We start from the raw sequence: 16,603 nt of genomic DNA on the forward strand, positions 1-16,603 counted from the left end.
CTCAGAATGCAAAGTAGAGGAACTCGGCCGGCGGGCTGCCGAAGATGCGCAGCAGCGTGACGCAGAGGACCGCGCCGACGAACAGGCCGTGCAGCGGTGACGGCTGCCACCGGAGCCGGCCGGCGGGCGGGGGCGCTGCCCGCGCCGGAGCCGGCTTCAGCCCCATCCATTCCTGCGTGTTCGGCAACGCCCAGACGATGATCAGGCCAAGGAGCACCACCGCCGTATCGCCCGAGTAGAGATACAGGCCGTGCTCGCCCATGCCGAACAGGCCCTGCACCACCAGCATCGCCTCGGTCAGGCTGGGAGACTTGAAGAACACGAGGCTCACGGTCACGGCCAGGAAGGTCAGCAGCACGTTTACCGGCACCAGCGCCCCGCGCACAATGGGCGGCAGGTCTGCCCGCCCGGCGCGCGTGGCGCGCCAGGCGTGGTTCGCGACCAGCATCAGCCCGTGCATCAGGCCGAAGATGATGAACTGCCAGCCCGCGCCATGCCAGACCCCGGCCAGTCCCATGGTGACCAGCGTCGGAAAGGCCAGCATCACGAGGAACGGCACCGCCCGCGGCTTGCGCGGGTTCCAGATCGGCTTCCCCGCCTCCATCCGGCGGCGCATCAGCCCCTTGGTGATCGGATTGTAGAGATACGAGGTCAGGAAGCGCGTCAGCGTCATGTGCCAGCGCGACCAGAACTCGATGATATTGCCGGCCTTCAGGGGCGAGTCGAAATTGAACGGCAGCAGGATGCCGAACATCAGGCCCAGCCCGATGGCCATGTCGGAATAGCCCGAGAAGTCGAAGTAAAGCTGCAGCGCAAAGGCAACCGCGCCCCGCCAGGCATAGGCCAGATAGGCCGCCTGTCCGTCCGCGGCCAGATCCCACAGCGGCTGTGCCAGCGGAGCCAGCGTATCCGCCAGGCCGATCTTCTTGAACAGGCCGAGGCAGAAGATGGTGAAGCCCAGAACCAGCTTCGCCTGGTCGATGCGGAAGGTCTCGTCGCGCTCGATCTGGGGAACGACCTCGCGGTAGTGCACGATCGGCCCGGCGATCAGCTGCGGGAAGAAGGTGATGAACATCGCGTAGCGGATCGGGTTCGGCCGGCCGATCCGCCCCTCGTGGCAGTCCACCAGATAGGCGATCTGCTGGAAGGTGTAGAACGAGATGGCGAGCGGCAGCAGGATGTGCGGCACCGCCACCGCCGCCGCCGTCAGCGCGTTCATCACCTCGACGAGGAAGCCCGCATACTTGAAGTAGCCGATCGCGCCGAGGTTCAGCGCGATCCCCGAAAGCAGCAGCCAGCGTCGCGGCCGGTTCACCAGCAGCAGCCCGAGGGTATAGTTCAGCCCCAGCGAGATCAGCAGCATCGGCAGGAAGGCGACGTTCCACCAGGCGTAGAAGAAGAGCGAGGCCGCCGTAAGCCAGGCCAGCGCCCAGAGCTTGCTCGGCAGCCGCCCCAGCAGGAAGTAACCCGCCAGGGTCAGCGGCAGAAAGGCGAACAGGAACTCGGGGCTGTGGAACAGCATCAGGGAAGCGTCTTCGCCTGGATGAGGGCGGCGAAGTCGCCGACGTTGCGCAACTCCTCCAGCTCGGAGGACTTGAACGAGACGCCGAAGCGCATCTCGGCCGCCACGACGATGTTGATGTGGTTGAAGCTGTCCCATTCGGCCACGTCCCGCGCCGACAGGTCGGGCGTCGCCACGATACCGGGGTCGTCGAAGACCTGACGCAGGATGGCCGTGAGGCCGTCGAAGATCTCGGGCTCGGTCATGCGGGCTCCCTCATTGCCGGACAGGGTTCACGGACAGTCGGATATGCGGCGGCGGTGGCGGCGGCGCCGCAAGGTCTAGCCGCCAGAGCGCCGAATGGCCGTCACCGCCGGCGGGATGGAACCCGAGCCGGGGGAAGAGATCGGCCACCATGCCGTTCTTCGGCGTCGGCCGGTAGCAGCCCACGACGGTCGAGGCCCCGGCGTCGCGGGCGGCGCCGGCGATGACCGCGGCCACGGCTTCCTCCACCCGCCGGCCAAGGACGCGGCAGCTCATCAGCCAGGTATCGACCTCCAGCAGGCGCCCACCTTCGCCATCGGGCCGGAGGCGGCCCAGCACGACGCAGACGATGCCGTTGTCGCCGAAGCGGTCCGTCAGCCGGACGCAGAAGGTCAGGATGTCGGGATCGGCGATCATCGCCTCGACCTCGGCCTCGGTATATCGGCGGGTGGTCAGGTTGAACTGGTTGGTCTTGTTGATCAGCTGGGTCACCCGGACCAGATCCACCCGTTCCACGGGCCCGATCCGCATTTCCATGTCGAGCCCGGCGAGGAAGCTGTCCATATCCGGGGCGACGATTTCCAGCCGGCGGCGTTCGGCGTTCGCGGCGTACTGTTCGGCGCGCCTCGCATCGTCGGCGGTATGGGCGACAGTCTCGAACAGCCCGCTCGCGGCGAGGCAGCGGACGTAGTCCTCGGGCTGTTCCGGAACCTCGGGCACCGCAACCTCGGGGAACTGCTCGCGCAGCAGGGCGCGCTCGGCCGGGTTGTCGTCGAAGAACACCAGCGCATCGAGGCCGAGGTTCAACTCCTGCGCGATGCGTTGCAGGCCCTGCCCCTTGTCGGTCCAGTTCGCGACGAAGGCGGCGAAGTCCGCCCGGCGCAGCACCATCTCGGGGTGGTCGAAGGCGGCCTCGGCGCGGGCGGGGTCGTTCTTCGAACTGACCGCAAGCAGGACGCCGCGCTCGCGCAGGGCCTTGCAGTAAAGCTGGAACGCCTTGAAGGCCTCGCCCCGGGCCGACCCCTCGCCGATCACGATGCCGTCCAGCCCGTCGTCGCCGATCACCCCGCCCCAGAGCGTGTTGTCGAGATCGAGCACCAGCACCTTCCGCGTCAACCCGCGCAGGCCGGCAAGGATGCGCGCGGCCTGATCGCCGAACCACGGGCCGGCAGCGGGGCTGACGTGCTGCTTTGCATGGAGCCACATCAGCCGGTCCTGCAGGGCGTCAATCCCCTCGGCGCGGGCGGCCGCCATGGGATCGAGGATCAGCACGCCTTCGGCCCGCGCGGCGCGGATCAGCCGATGCTCGATCTCGGCCGCCATTGCGCCGGGCGAGGCGGGCACCAGCCGGTCAAAATGGCCAAACAGCGGGGCCGCCGCGCGGATCGGCAGTTGCTGGATCACAGCCGTCCCGGTCGCGCGCAGCCGTCGCCACGCCTGCACGAGGTCGGCGATGGCCGCATCGAGCGCGGCCTCCACCTCGGCCTCGGGCGTGGTCAGCGGCAGGCTCGGCACAAGGTCGCTTTCGGCCGAGCAGATCAGCACGGCCTCGGGCGCGAAGGCCGCGAGGCCGGAGCCGGGGGTCAGGATCTCCTGCCGCCACTGGCCGTAGGGCGGAACGTGAACCTCCAGCGCCAGCCCGCGCCGCAGGGCGCCGACGCGCAGGCCCGGCACCAGATGCTCCAGCGTGAAGGAGCCCAGCAGCGCAAGGCGAAGGCGCGGCACCTCGGGCGGGGGTGGGGTCTGGCGCAGGAGGCGGTCGATCCGCGTGGTCTGCAGGAAGTCCAGCCGGTGCCCGGACAGCGCCCGAAGCGCGTGCCAGCCCGCTGCCCCGGTCTCCGAAAGGATCCGGGCGTGGCTCAGGGCGCCCTCGAAGTCGGCGTGCGGCGGCAGCCAGTCAAGCTCAAGCGGGGTTCGTTTCATCGCACTCCACCTCGTCCGAAAGGGAAAGGTCCTGAACGCGGCCGGCCGCGGGGGGCGCCTGCAGCGCGCCAAGCAGGGTTTGCGCCACCCGATCCGGCGAAAGGAAGGCGCCCCCCGCCGCGGTGCGCGCGCGGTCGAGCAGCCGGGGGTCGAAGGCCGCCAGCATGGGTGTCTCGACATAGCCGGGCGAGACGGTGCTGATGCGCAATCCGGCCGGTCCGAGTTCCACTGCTGCCGCATCCAGCAGGCTTTTCAGCGCGCCCTTCTGCGCCACATAGGCCGCCATGTGCGGCGCGGCCGGCGGCCCCAGCGCGGCCGTCAGCACCGCAAGCGCATGGCCCCCGCCCGCCTTGCGCCACCACATCCGCCAGACCGCCGAGAGCAGCGCCAGACATCCGGCCAGAGCAGCCGACTGCCGGTCCATGTCCTCGGCCTGCCGCGACAGGGGCGCGACGAGAGGTGCGGGCCAGCCGCAGAGCGCGAGCGCCGAGGGCGCCTCGGCCACGGGAATGCCGGCGAGGGAGGCCTGAAGCGTCGCCGGGTCGTGCAGCGGAAGGTGGATCGTCCGGGCGCGCCCTCCGCCGGCGGCAATCGCCTCGGCCAGCGCCGCGGCTTGCGCGGCATTGCGATCGAAGCCGATCCAGACCGGCCGCGACGCCGCCGCCGCGCGGCAGAGCGCGCCCCCGATGGCGCCGCTGCCGCCGGTGACGAGCAGCGCCGTCACGCAGCCGCCCCGGTTCGGGGAGGAGGCAACAGGGCCATCGCCTCGCCTTCGGCGATCCGCGCCTCGCCGCTGCGGATGACGAAGGTCACGAGGGTGATCCCGAGGTGCGGCGTCTCGTGCTTCACCGAAGCCTCCAGTCGGGCGGCATGACCCACGAACAGGGGCTTGCGGAACCTCAGCGTGAGCGACTGCCAGACGCAGCCGTGCCCCGGCATCATGGTGCCGAGCAGGCGCGAGATCTCGGCCACCAACAGGCCGCCATAGACGATCGGCCCGGCAAAGCCGCGGAGCCGTGCATAGTCCGGGTCGAAGTGGATGGGATTGTCATCCCCGCTCAGGCTTCGGAACGCCTCCATGCGGGATGGCGTCACGGAAAAGTCAAATGAAACGCTCAAAATATGCGCCCTCAATTCAAATGCGGCTCCGCACCGGAAGTCGCCGGGCACGGCGCCTGAACCACCTAAACTGTCGGTGCCCGAGGATCCGGCAGCCTGCGGATTCGCGTCAACAACAATCTGTCGGGCCGAAGGTTCCTGACCGAAAAATTCGCGGGATCGGCTGGAAAAAAAGGCTCGCTCCTTGTGCCGATCGGCCTATCCTCCTTGCGCGACCCGGCGCCGGTGCCCGAACCGGTGGGCCTTTCCCCTGGCCGGTCGCGAGATGTAGTCGGAGGCCATTCGTGATCAATCGCTACATTCTGTCCGTGGCCCTTGGCCTCGTGCTGACGGGGGGCGTCATCGCCGCATCCTTCACCGCCGCCGAATCGCTCTGGAGGGACAGGATGCCCCCGCCCGCGATCTCGGGAAGCATCGCCACCGACGAGAAGCTTCGCTACCTGCGCCAGCGCGGCGACGAGCCGGTGGATGTTCTGGCGGTCGGCTCCTCGATCACCTGGAAGCACCTGGACGGTGCGCCCTTCGACGCGCGCGGAGGTCATTTCGTGAACGGCGGAACGGCCTATCTGCGGATTCACGAGACCCGCACGCTGACGCGGTTCTACCTCGATCTCTATCCCGGGATCTCGCATGTGGTGATGCTGAGCGCGCTGCCGGACTTTTCCGGCTGCACGGGCGACGGCTCGATCATGGATCTCGACGATGCCAGGGCCTATGTCCGCGGTGACCGGCCGGTCGCCTATTTCTACATGCGGTATTTCGCGCCGCTGCGCTATGCGATGCAGGCCCGCCGCCGCGAGCAGCAACAGGTGCCCTTCGACGGCTTCGGCTACTGGATGGACGAACACGGCACGACGCCCTCGACCCGGCCGACCGACGCCAACGACGAACTGCGCTACGAGGAGCTGCCACTGGAGCCGGCCTGCCTCGAGGCGCTCGACCAGCTGGAAGCCGAGCTTGCCGCGCGCGGAATCGACTTCACGCTGGTGCTGACGCCCGTGGCGCCGCGCTATTCCGGTCTCTATCCGCGCACGGTCCGGGCCATGGACGATGCCGCCCGGTTCGCCCGCACCCACGGCATCCGCGTGCTGGATTACTCCCACGATAAGACTTACGGCAATTCCGACTTCTGGGATGCGTTCCACATGCAGTGGCCTGCCGCAAAACGGCTTTCCCGCGAGGTGGCCGAGACGCTACTCTGACGTCACATTTGCCGAATCGGGTGCCCGGACCCGATACGAGTCCTCCGGGTGGATATTGACCGACGAAGATTTGACAGGAGCATTTGCATGAAGGCCGTTTTGCTGGCGGGTGGTTACGGGACGCGTCTGAGCGAGGAGACGGGCGTGGTGCCCAAGCCCCTCGTGGAAATCGGGGGCCGACCCATCCTCTGGCACATCATGAAGATCTACGCCGCGCACGGCATCACCGATTTCGTCGTGTGCTGTGGCTACAAGGGGCACATGATCAAGGATTATTTCCTGACATACTTCCACCGCAACAGCGACTTCACGATCGACGTGCGCTCGAACTCGCTGGAACTGCACCGGCCGGTGGCCGAACCGTGGCGCGTGACGCTGGTCGATACCGGACTTGAGACCATGACGGGCGGCCGGATCAAGCGGATCCGCGAACACATCGGCGACGAGGCCTTCTGCCTGACCTATGGCGATGGCGTTTCGAACATCGACATCGGCAAGCTGATCGAGTTCCACCGCGAGCAGGGCACCATCGGCACCGTGACGGCCGTGCGCCTGCCGGGCCGCTTCGGCGCGCTCGACCTGTCCAACGGCACCCGCGTCAACCACATCCGCGAGAAAAGCATCCTTGACGGCCAGACCATCAACGGCGGCTTCTTCGTGATGGAGCCCACCGTCTTCGACTACATCGAGGGCGACTCGTCGGTCTGGGAGGAAGGCCCGCTGACCGGCCTTGTCAACGATGGCCAGCTGGCGGTTTACCGGCACGAGGGCTTCTGGCAGAACATGGACACGCTGCGCGACAAGACCCTGCTTCAGGGCATGTGGGACAGCGGCAAGGCGCCCTGGAAGATCTGGGACTGACAGGCCGGCGCTGCCGCGGGCCTCTCCGCCTGCGGCAGCATGCAACCGGATGCCCCGGCGCGCGACCTGCCCCTCCGGTCCCTACCAGTCGAGGCTTTCCGCCTTGCGCCTTGGCAATACCGCGAGGAAACGCAGCGGCATCGCCGGGATCAGCCCGGGGTCGAGCGCCGCCAGCTTCCACATCAGCGACAGCGTGGGGATGCGCCCCTGAAGCAGCGCGCGCAGGAAGAGGTAGCTGTAGGCCCTCCGGTAGCGCGTGACGCGCTGCGAGACCGTCTCGCGATCCGATGGCGACAGCGACAGCCGCCGGGCCAGGGTGTGGAAGAACATCAGCATGTAGCCGGTGCGGTCCACCACCTTGGTCGAGGTCCAGTCGAAGGCGTCGAAATAGACGTTCACGCCGCGGCCGCAGTGGACGTTCATCTTCCACGACACCACCGTGCGTGCGCCCGCCGCGATGAGCGACAGCCAGTAAAGCTGGTCCTCGCCCGCGTTCCGAAGGGTCACGTCGAACCGCAGGTCCTGAACGAAGCGCTGGCGGATGACGATCGTCGAGGTCTGGCTCAGGTAGGTCTCGACCGAGGCGGCCATGATCGTCTTCTGGTCGAAGGCGAGGATCGGAACATCGGCGTCAATGACGGTCACCCCGGCATGACGCTCGTCGCGCAGCCTGCGCAGGGTCGCCGTGCGCTGGAAGTAGGTGATGTCGTCATCGGTGCGCTGGTGGTCGCAGAAATGGAAGTCGTAGCCCCTTTCCAGCAGCGCCAGCGCATCGCGCAGATGGCTCGGCGCCCAGATGTCGTCGGAGTCGAGGAAGGCGACGTAATGGAACGCGCCCTTCGCCACCGCGTCCAGCCCGGCATTGCGCGCGGCCCCCGGGCCGCCGTTGGCCTGTTCGATCAGCCGGATCTCGACGCGGCTGTCGCGCCCAGCCAGTTCGACGCTGGCCGGAACGGGCGAGGCGTCATCCACGATGAAGATGGTGAGCGACATGCCGGCCGGAAGGTCTTGCCCCTCCACCGAGTCGAGGGCTCGGGACAGGATCCCGCGCTCCCTCTGGTAGAAGGGAATGATGACGGCAATGTTCATGGTGCAAAGATCCTGGCGTCAAAAGGGTCGTGCAAAGCGGTCGAGGCACCGACCGCCGCGGCCGCCAAGGATCGGCCCCACGGCGTCGGGCCGCAGGCGGCATGTTAGACGCAGGGCTTCGGGAGAGACAACGCTTTCATTGCGGCAGCGGCGCGGAGGGGCGGTGGCCGGAATGAGCCGACCGGCCGCGCGGACGCAGCCGGTCGGAGATGCGGGCGCCGGGGCCAGAGGGCCGGGCCGGCGCGCTCGGCGGTCAGTCGTTGTTCGGGGTCGCCGCGAACAGCGCCGCGACAAGGCCGCCGACCACGAGGCCGACGAACCAGTGACCGCCGGCAAAGGCGAACATGATGCCCACGCCGACGAAGATGACGGCGGCGATCATCAGGCGAAAGGCTAATTCAGAGACTTCGGGCAAGTGTGCCTCCTTACATGCAGGGCTGGGCCAGTGATCACCGTTGCCGCCGCCCACGTCCTGCGTCAAGCCGCGCGGCGGCCGCAGCGGCCATGGGCGACATCACGCCGCCCCCTCTCACGCTTTCACGAGGGTGGTTCCGCCCCGGCTGCGGTGGGAATAGCACTGGGCGCCAACCCCGGAAGAGAAGCGAGGAAGACCATGACCGATCCCATGAGCGACCGCGCCCGGGACTGGGCGCTCTGGCTGACGCGGCAGCGCTCGGTGACCGGCACCGAGGGCGAGGTGGCGCTGGCGGGGCTTCTGGCGGAGCGCGTCGCCGCAACGCCCTCGCTGGCCGCGGCCGAGATCTGGTCGGTGCCCTGCGGCGACGCCCTCGGGCGAAGCTGCTGCGCGGTGCTGCTGCGCGGCGAGGGGCCCGAGACGCTGCTGCTGACCGGGCATTACGACACGGTGACCGACGAGGATTACGGCGATCTCCAGCCGGTCGCGACGGAACCCGAGGCACTGCGCGGCGCGCTTCTGCGCCGGCTCGCCGAACCTGCGACCACCGCCGAGCGGCTGGCGAAGGCGGATCTCGAATCGGGGGATTTCCTGCCGGGCCGCGGCCTGCTCGACATGAAGGCGGGGCTTGCCGCGGCGCTGGCAACGCTCGAGGCCTGGGCTGCGCTGCCCGGCCGGCGCGGGAACCTCCTGTTCGTCGCCGTCCCGGACGAGGAGGTAACCTCGGTCGGCGCGCGGGCGCTGGCGGCGGCACTGCCACGGATCGAGGCCGAAAAGGACCTGTCCGTCATCGGCGCCGTCAACCTCGACTGCGTGTCGGACGAGGGCGACGGCAGCCACGGCCGCACCGTCGCGCTGGGCAGCGTCGGAAAGCTTCTGGTCACGGCGCTGGTCGTGGGGGTTCCGGCCCATGCGAGCCACCCCTACGAGGGGTTGAACGCCGGCGCGCTTGCGGCGGCCATCGTGACGCGGGCCGAATGGGCGACCGAGCTTGCGGATGGCCAGGAGGGTGCGGCCGGCATTCCGCCGGTGCTTCTCAGCCTGCGCGACGGCAAGGAGCGCTATGACGTGACCACTCCCGGCACGGTCTTCGCGACCTGGAACGTCCTGTCGCAGGGCCGGGGCGCGGCCGATACGATGGCCGCGTTCCGCGCCATCGTGCGGGAGGCGGTCGGGGATCTGGCGCGCACCCTGGGCGCACGGCAGGCGGCGGTGACGGGCGAGTGTCGCGCAGTGCCCGCCGTGCCGGTGGCCCTGCAGGCAGAGCTTGCGGCCAGCCTGCCTGCCGAAGCGCGAGCGCGGCTGGACGATCTTGGCCGCGAACTGGCCGGGCAAGGCCTGTCCCTGCCCGACCAGAACCGCCGTCTGGCCGAGGAGGCGTGGCGGCTGTCGGGCCGGCAGGGTCCGGCGGTGCTGCTGGGGTTCGGCTCGCTGCCCTACCTTCCCGTCCGGCTGGGCCGCGGAGAGCGCGCGCGCCGGCTGGAAGCGGCGATCGACCGGGCGCGCGCGGCCATTGCGGACAGCCATGGCACAAGGATCGGCACGCTGGCGTTCTTTCCCGGCATCTCGGACCTGTCCTTCCTTGGCGAGGGCAGCGCCTCGGACGTGCCGGAGATCGCGGCGAACACACCCGCCTGGCGCGGCATGGACTGGGAGGGCACCGTGGCGGGCCTGCCCGCGGTGAATGCGGGCCCGTGGGGGCGTGCCTTCCACACGCCGCTGGAGCGCGTTCACGCGACCTATGCCTTCGGCGTGCTGCCCGCCTTCCTTCTGCGACTTGTGCGCGAGGCGCTGGGCTGAACCGGGGCGGGCCGGAGCCGGGACCCGTGGGCGCGGTGTCCGGGGGGATTGCGCGCGGCCGCCGTGCCGCGGATGCCCTGCGGTGAACCAAACGGCGTCCGCGCGCGTTGACCCGGGTCAGTATTGTCGCCGGAGGCTTCATGCATCATCCCGTCCTGCAGTCCGAAACCGATGACGGCGCCCGCTTTCTCCGCTCGGCCCTGCGTGATTCGCCCGGGGACTGGGCGCTGTTTCTCGACATCGACGGGACGCTGGTGGACATCGCCGCGCAGCCCCATGACGTGCGGATCGAGCCGGGCCTGCCCCGGCACCTGCTGTCGCTGGCCGAGCGGCTCGGCGGCGCGCTCGCCCTCGTGACCGGACGGCGGGTGGACTGGATCGATGCCAACTTCGGCCCCCATCTCTTTCCGGCCGCCGGCCTGCACGGCGTGGAGCGCCGCCGCGCCTCGGGAGAGCTGGACCGCGCGGCGCTGACGCCCGCGCTCAATGCCCTGCGCAAGGATCTCGGCCGACGGACCGCCCGGATGCCGGGGGTGCTGCTCGAGGACAAGGTGGCGGCGGTCGCGCTGCACTACCGGCAGGCGCCCGAGCGCGAGCCCGACGTGCGGGCGATGATGGACATGGCGCTGAAGGTGATGGGCAAGGGCTGGGCGCTGCAGCACGGCAAGATGGTGGTGGAACTGCGCCCCGCCTCGGCCTCCAAGGGAACGGCGGTCGAGGCCTTTCTGGCCGAGCCGCCGTTCGCCGGCCGCAAGCCGCTTGCCGTGGGCGACGACGTGACCGACGAGGAGATGTTCCGGGTGGCGAACGACCGGGGCGGCGCCTCGGTCCGGATCTGCGAGACCGAGGCGCCCACCGTCGCGAGGCGCCGCCTGTCCTCGCCCCAGGCGTTGCGCGCCCTCGTGGCGGAGCTGGCCGCATGAGCCGCCTTGTCGTCGTCTCGAACCGCGTGCCGCTGCCCGACGAAAGCGGCAACCCTCCGCCCGGCGGCCTTGCCGTGGCCGTCCATGCCGCGCTGAGGAAGAACGGCGGGATCTGGATGGGATGGTCCGGCCGGACTTCCGGCGAGGACGAGCCGACGGAGCTGACCACCATCGACCAGGATCCGATCCGCTACGTGCTCACCGATCTCTCCAAGGCCGACATCGACGAATATTACAACGGCTTCGCCAACCGCGTGCTCTGGCCGATCTTCCACTGCCGGCTGGACCTTGCGGAATACGCCCGGCAGGAGATGGCGGGTTATTTCCGCGTCAACCGCCTGTTCGCCGACCGGCTGGTGCCGATGCTGGAGCCGGACGACCTGATCTGGGTGCACGACTATCACCTGATCCCGCTGGCGCAGGAGCTGCGCAAGCGCGGCGTGCGCAACCGGATCGGCTTCTTCCTGCATATTCCCTGGCCGCCGGCCGACATCCTGACCGCGCTGCCGGTCTATGAGATCATCATGCGCGGCCTTGCCGCCTATGACCTCGTGGGGTTCCAGACCGACTACGATCTGGACAACTTCGTCGGCTGCCTGCGCCGCGAGAACTGGGGCGACTGGTGCGGCGATGGCTGGCTCAGGGCCTTCGACAAGGATGTGGCGGCGGCCGCCTTCCCCATCGGCATCGAGACCGACGATTTCGCGCGGCTGGCAGCGCGGACCGAGCGTCTCGACCTCGTGCCGGACATGCAGCAGAGCCTGCACGGCAGTTCGCTGATCATCGGCGTCGACCGTCTCGACTATTCCAAGGGCATCGCGGCGCGGATCGACGCCTTCGAACGCTACCTGACCCGGAATCCCGACCAGGCGGGCAAGGTCACGCTTCTGCAGGTCGCACCGCATTCGCGCTCGGACGTGCCCGAGTATCTCGACATGCAGGGTCAGGTCGAGGCGCATTGCGGCCGGGTGAATGGCGCGCATGGCACCATCGAGTGGGTGCCGATCCGCTACGTGAACCAGTCGCTGACTCGCCCGGTGCTGGCGGGCCTCTACCGGCTCGCGAAGGTGGGGCTGGTGACGCCCCTGCGCGACGGGATGAACCTCGTCGCCAAGGAATATGTCGCCTCGCAGGATCCCGCGGACCCGGGCGTTCTGGTGCTGTCGCGCTTCGCCGGCGCCGCGCGCGAACTGGACGGGGCCATCCTGATCAACCCCTATGACACCGAGCAGACGGCGAATGCCATCGGTCGCGCGCTGACCATGCCGCTCGACGAGCGCCTGACCCGCTGGCGCCGGATGATGACCCATCTGCAGGAGCACGACGTCCTCTACTGGTGCCGCAGCTTCCTCGATGCGCTGAACGCGGCCCCGGTGGACAGCCGGGCGGCGGCGGCACGCACCGCCTGAGGGCTGCCTCAGGGCGAGGAGAGCGCCCGCGCCTCCTCCTGCCCGGCCATGATGTCGGGCAGCAACTCTCCCGCGGCGTCGCGCAGTGCGCCGGCCTGTCCGGCGGTGGCAAAGCCCTGGTAGAGCGTCACTTCCTCCTCGATGGCGCGGCGCTGGCCGGCGAGGTAGAGCGCATCGAACATGCCCGCCTCGGCGCTGCGAAGCGTCTCGGCCTCGGCCGCATGCCGGGGCGACATGCGCTCGCCCACCGCAAGCGAATCGGATTTCGCGGCGGCCATCAGCCGCTCGGCGGCGTGGCGGCGCTCGGCTAGGACCTTCTCGGCGAAGGCACGCACGGTGTCGTCCTGCGTGCGCTCCAGCGCGGTCTCGCTTGCGGCCACGCCGTAGAGCGCGGATGAGACGGCCATGTCGGCGAAGACCTGCGCGTCGTCGATCACCACCAGCGGCGGGGGCGCGGTCGGCGCGGTCTGCGACAGCACCACAGGCGTCGCAAGGAGGCTGGCCGCAAGGGCGAACTGAAGAACTTTCATCGTCAGGCTCCGGACTGTCTTCGGTGTCAACCGCCGCCGTCCGGGACGGGTTCCGGCCGCCAGCCCGGCGGGTGCCCGCCGGCCCCTGGAACAAAGCCTGCGCGCCGATGTTGCGCCCCCGTCCCGCGGCCCTCGCGCCGAAGCCAGCCGCCAGCCACGGCGCGCGACGCAGGACGGACGAACCGAGCCCCCGCCCGTCGCACCGCCGAGACATCCGCAAAGGCCCAGGAGATCACGAATGCCAGCGAAGTCGAAAGCGCAGCAGAAGGCTGCCGGTGCCGCCCTGTCGGCCAAGCGCGGCGATACGAAGAAGAGCGAGTTGAAGGGTGCCTCGAAGAGCATGGAGCAATCCATGTCCGAAAGGCAGCTCGAGGAACTGGCCTCGACCCCGAGGAAGGGGAAGCCGGACCACAAGTCCGCCGGTTGATCCGCCCGGTCGAGTGCCCGCGCCGCGCCGTCGCTCCCCGGCGCGGCGCCTTTGTCCTGTTCCGTTCCCAGGGGGTGTGGGTGGGTGCTCCGTTCAGGACGCAAGGCACGCCTTACGAGTGGCGTGGCCTCGCCCTGAATGGCCCTTGCCGGTTCGCTTGCGAGAACGTCGATCCTCGGCACGGGGCGCCGCGGGCGTTCTGACCTGCCGGGTCCAGATCCCGGTCCGGAGCGTGTCCGGCGTCCTGGCAAGGCAGGACGGGGCGAAGCGCCGCCTATTGCTCCAGATACCCCAGCATCCTGCGTTCGTCGCTGCGCAACTCCGGATCGTCGGCGCAGGGGGCATCGGCCAGCAGCGCCATCCGGTCGTCGGGCCTGAGGTCCGCGAGGCCCAGGATGCGCGGGTGGATGTACGAGGTTCGGCTGATCGTCGGCGTGTTGTGCAGCCGCTCCGCCGCGGCCTCGGCCATCATCTTCACGGTCAGCTTGCCCTCGACCGCCCGCGCCACGCCGAAGGCCGCGAGCGACCCGCCCCAGGTCCGGAAGGTCTTGGCGCTGGCGCCGGGCAGGCCGGTCGCGTCGGCAAGGTAGTCGTTGACATGCTGCGAGGCCACGCGGCGCACCTGCCCCTCGTCGTCGATCCAGGTGAAGAGGTTGCGGCCCGGCAGATCCTCGATCTCCTGCAGGATGCGGTGCAGCCGGCGGTCCTTCAGCACCTGCCGCACCCGCTTGCCGCCCTTGGCGCGGAAGTCGAGCCGCACCTCGCCGTCGCGCAGCTTCACGTGCCTGGCAAGCAGCGTCGTGGCCCCGTAGGAGCCGTTCTCCTCGGCATAGGTCGAGGTGCCGACGCGCAGGTAGGTCCGATCGATCAGCATGGTGAGGGCGGCGAGCGAGAAGGCAAGCTCGCCCGCCTCGGCGCGCAGGTCGCGCGCCACCCGGCGGCGCAGCCGCGGCAGCGCGCGACCGAAGGCCGGCAGCAGCGCATATTTCGCCTGCGCCCGCCAGGTGCCCCAGTCCGGGTGATAGCGATACTGCTTGCGCCCGCGCGCGTCGAAGCCGGTGGCCTGAAGATGGCCGTTGTCGAGCGGGCAGATCCACACCCGCTGGTAGGCTGGCGGGATGCCCAGCTTCTGCACCCGCTGCCGTTCCTCGCGGCTCAGAAGCCGGCCGTCGGGTCCGCGGTAGACGAAGCCCTTGCCGCAGCGGCGGCGGCTTATTCCCGGCTCGCTGTCCGAGATGTAGACGAGGCCGCGCGGCACCAGCGCCTCGCCGCCGTCCGGCAATTCGATGAGAACCTGATCGTCCTTCACCCTGCGATCTCCCGGCTTCGGCGCTTCGCGGACCCTGCGTCCGGCGTCGCGCTCAACCGGCGGAACGCGGGCGGGTTCCCGGCGTTGCAGGCGGACCGGCCTTGCGCGCCGCACCCTCGCGACCTATCCCCGACAGGACGGCCTGAAAGAAGGTTTCCGCGTGCCCGAGCGCCCCTCTGCCCTTGCCCCGTTCCGGCTGCCGACCTACCGCAGCCTGTGGCTTGCCAGCATCGTGTCGAACTTCGGCGGGCTGGTGCAGGCGGTGGGTGCCGGCTGGATGATGACCGAACTCACGCATTCGCCGGGCATGGTGGCGCTGGTGCAGGCCTCGACCACGCTGCCGATCATGCTGTTCTCGCTGCCCTCCGGCGCGCTGGCCGACAGCCTGAACCGGCGGCGGATCATGCTGACGGCGCAGGTTTTCATGCTCGCCGCCTCGGCGGGGCTGGCACTGGCGGCTTTCGCCGGGCTGCTGACGCCGTGGTTGCTGCTCACCTTCACCTTCCTGATCGGCGTGGGCGTCGCCCTGCACAACCCGTCGTGGCAGGCTTCGGTGGGAGACATCGTGCCGAGGGCCGACCTGCCCTCGGCGGTGGCGCTGAACAGCATGGGCTTCAACCTGATGCGCAGCGTGGGCCCCGCACTGGGCGGGCTGATCGTGGCGGCAGGCGGTGCTGCGGCGGCCTTCGCGATCAATGCCGCGAGTTACATCCCGCTGTGCCTCGCCCTGTTCCTGTGGCGGCCCGACTACGCGCCGCGGCGCCTCCCGCGCGAGGCGCTGGGCTCGGCCGTGGCGGCGGGGCTGCGCTATGTCTCGATGTCGCCGGTGCTGCTGAAGGTGCTGTTCCGCGGCTTCCTGTTCGGGCTTGCCGCGGTCAGCCTGCTGGCGCTGCTGCCCATCGTGGCCCGCGACCTGGTGGGCGGCGGCGCCTTCACCTATGGCGTCCTGCTGGGCTGCTTCGGCTTTGGCGCCATCGGCGGCGCGCTGCTCGGCGCCCGCCTGCGCGAGCGGTTCCGGAACGAGACCATCGTGCGCGGCGGCTTCCTGGGCTTCGCGGCGGCCCTCGTGGCGCTATCCCTGTCGCGGGACCTCTGGCTGTCGGGGCTGGTGCTGCTGCCGGCCGGCGCCTCCTGGGTGCTGTCGCTGTCGCTGTTCAACGTAAGCGTGCAGCTTGCGACGCCGCGCTGGGTGGTGGGGCGGGCGCTCGCGCTCTATCAGACGGCGACCTTCGGCGGCATGGCCGCGGGCAGCCTTCTCTGGGGTCAGGCGGCCGAGGCGGGCGGGGTCGCGCAGGCGCTGGCATGGGCGGCGGGGGTGCTTCTGGTCGGCGCACTGGTCGGGCTGCGGATCCCGCTGCCGGCCTTCGGGATGCAGGATCTCGACCCCCTGAACCGCTTCGTCGAGCCCGACCTGCCGGTCGACCTGCGCCTGCGCTCGGGTCCCATCGTGGTGACGGTGGAATACGATATCGCCCCCGCGAACATCGAGCCGTTCCTCGCCGCGATGGCCGACCGGCGGCGCATCCGCATCCGGGACGGGGCGCGGCAATGGGTGCTGCTGAGGGATCTGGAGCGGCCGGGGATCTGGGCCGAGAGCTATCACGTCGCGACCTGGGCGGACTACCTGCGCCACCACGAGCGCCGCACCAAGGCCGATGCCGAGGTGACCGACCGGCTGCTGGCGCTGCACGAGGGGCCGGGAAAGCCCCGCGTGCGCCGGATGATCGAGCGGCAGACCGTGCCCCTGCACGACGATCTGCCGCTGAAACCGGAAGAACTGGCCTGACCTTCGACCGTGGCGCCGCGGCTCAGGCGTTCCGGCGCTTCAGCC

16 protein-coding genes are annotated in these 16,603 nt (G+C 69.7%); 7 read left to right on the top strand and 9 right to left on the bottom strand.

Annotated elements, in window-relative coordinates; genetic code table 11:
- Position 1: 1 nt before the first annotated feature.
- The 5 genes from CK951_RS00665 to CK951_RS00685 are packed head-to-tail and all read right to left on the bottom strand — an operon-like array spanning position 2 to position 4,783.
- Positions 2 to 1,522 (bottom strand): MBOAT family protein, encoded by a 1,521-nt coding sequence (locus CK951_RS00665; protein ID WP_096784346.1) that lies wholly within the window; start codon positions 1,520 to 1,522, stop codon positions 2 to 4.
- Positions 1,522 to 1,767 (bottom strand): acyl carrier protein, encoded by a 246-nt coding sequence (locus CK951_RS00670; protein ID WP_096784347.1) that lies wholly within the window; start codon positions 1,765 to 1,767, stop codon positions 1,522 to 1,524. The genes CK951_RS00665 and CK951_RS00670 overlap by 1 nt, the downstream gene beginning before the upstream one ends.
- A 10-nt stretch (positions 1,768 to 1,777) precedes the next feature.
- Positions 1,778 to 3,688, bottom strand: coding sequence for an HAD family hydrolase (locus CK951_RS00675; RefSeq protein ID WP_096784348.1), 1,911 nt, complete (start codon positions 3,686 to 3,688; stop codon positions 1,778 to 1,780).
- Positions 3,669 to 4,412 (bottom strand): SDR family NAD(P)-dependent oxidoreductase, encoded by a 744-nt coding sequence (locus CK951_RS00680; RefSeq protein WP_096784349.1) that lies wholly within the window; start codon positions 4,410 to 4,412, stop codon positions 3,669 to 3,671. Before CK951_RS00680 ends, CK951_RS00675 begins: the two co-directional genes overlap by 20 nt.
- Positions 4,409 to 4,783, bottom strand: a complete 375-nt coding sequence (locus tag CK951_RS00685) for a MaoC/PaaZ C-terminal domain-containing protein (RefSeq protein WP_232520649.1) — start codon at positions 4,781 to 4,783, stop codon at positions 4,409 to 4,411. The genes CK951_RS00680 and CK951_RS00685 overlap by 4 nt, the downstream gene beginning before the upstream one ends.
- A 308-nt stretch (positions 4,784 to 5,091) precedes the next feature.
- Here CK951_RS00685 and CK951_RS00690 point away from each other — a divergent pair, with 308 nt between their 5' ends.
- Complete coding sequence (locus tag CK951_RS00690; RefSeq protein WP_232520650.1) at positions 5,092 to 6,009, top strand: hypothetical protein; 918 nt, start codon at positions 5,092 to 5,094, stop codon at positions 6,007 to 6,009.
- Between the two features lie 87 nt (positions 6,010 to 6,096).
- A complete protein-coding gene (rfbF, locus tag CK951_RS00695; RefSeq protein WP_096784351.1) occupies positions 6,097 to 6,870 on the top strand; it encodes a glucose-1-phosphate cytidylyltransferase in 774 nt (257 codons plus the stop codon).
- 81 nt (positions 6,871 to 6,951) lie between these two features.
- Here rfbF and CK951_RS00700 read toward each other — a convergent pair whose 3' ends face one another.
- Together CK951_RS00700 and CK951_RS00705 are read right to left on the bottom strand one after the other, a co-directional pair.
- On the bottom strand, positions 6,952 to 7,959 hold the full coding sequence (locus tag CK951_RS00700) for a glycosyltransferase family 2 protein (protein ID WP_096784352.1): 1,008 nt from the start codon (positions 7,957 to 7,959) through the stop codon (positions 6,952 to 6,954).
- A 253-nt stretch (positions 7,960 to 8,212) separates the two neighbouring features.
- A complete protein-coding gene (locus CK951_RS00705; protein WP_096784353.1) occupies positions 8,213 to 8,374 on the bottom strand; it encodes a hypothetical protein in 162 nt (53 codons plus the stop codon).
- Positions 8,375 to 8,572: 198 nt separating this feature from the next.
- Between CK951_RS00705 and CK951_RS00710 the strand changes: the two genes are divergently transcribed.
- The 3 genes from CK951_RS00710 to otsA all read left to right on the top strand — a co-directional run bounded on the left by CK951_RS00710 (position 8,573) and on the right by otsA (position 12,506).
- Positions 8,573 to 10,174 (top strand): M20/M25/M40 family metallo-hydrolase, encoded by a 1,602-nt coding sequence (locus tag CK951_RS00710; protein ID WP_232520651.1) that lies wholly within the window; start codon positions 8,573 to 8,575, stop codon positions 10,172 to 10,174.
- Positions 10,175 to 10,314: 140 nt separating this feature from the next.
- The gene (gene otsB / locus CK951_RS00715) at positions 10,315 to 11,097 is read left to right on the top strand and encodes a trehalose-phosphatase (protein WP_096784354.1); all 783 of its coding nucleotides are present in this window, start codon (positions 10,315 to 10,317) and stop codon (positions 11,095 to 11,097) included.
- Positions 11,094 to 12,506, top strand: coding sequence for an alpha,alpha-trehalose-phosphate synthase (UDP-forming) (gene otsA, locus CK951_RS00720; RefSeq protein WP_096784355.1), 1,413 nt, complete (start codon positions 11,094 to 11,096; stop codon positions 12,504 to 12,506). The genes otsB and otsA overlap by 4 nt, the downstream gene beginning before the upstream one ends.
- A gap of 8 nt (positions 12,507 to 12,514) precedes the next feature.
- Here otsA and CK951_RS00725 read toward each other — a convergent pair whose 3' ends face one another.
- Entirely contained in the window at positions 12,515 to 13,036 is a 522-nt protein-coding gene (locus CK951_RS00725; RefSeq protein ID WP_096784356.1) for a DUF4142 domain-containing protein, read from the bottom strand.
- 238 nt (positions 13,037 to 13,274) lie between these two features.
- On the opposite strand from CK951_RS00725, the gene CK951_RS00730 reads away from it, so the two are divergent.
- Positions 13,275 to 13,463, top strand: coding sequence for a DUF3008 family protein (locus CK951_RS00730; protein WP_096784357.1), 189 nt, complete (start codon positions 13,275 to 13,277; stop codon positions 13,461 to 13,463).
- A gap of 274 nt (positions 13,464 to 13,737) precedes the next feature.
- Here the strand turns inward: CK951_RS00730 and CK951_RS00735 are convergent, their stop codons facing one another.
- Positions 13,738 to 14,772, bottom strand: coding sequence for a DNA topoisomerase IB (locus tag CK951_RS00735; RefSeq protein ID WP_096784358.1), 1,035 nt, complete (start codon positions 14,770 to 14,772; stop codon positions 13,738 to 13,740).
- Positions 14,773 to 14,932: 160 nt separating this feature from the next.
- On the opposite strand from CK951_RS00735, the gene CK951_RS00740 reads away from it, so the two are divergent.
- Positions 14,933 to 16,558, top strand: coding sequence for an MFS transporter (locus tag CK951_RS00740; RefSeq protein WP_096784359.1), 1,626 nt, complete (start codon positions 14,933 to 14,935; stop codon positions 16,556 to 16,558).
- Positions 16,559 to 16,603: the final 45 nt, after the last annotated feature.

It is taken from the genome of Rhodobacter sp. CZR27 (assembly GCF_002407205.1).
In the GTDB taxonomy this organism is placed as follows: Bacteria; Pseudomonadota; Alphaproteobacteria; order Rhodobacterales; family Rhodobacteraceae; genus Cereibacter_A.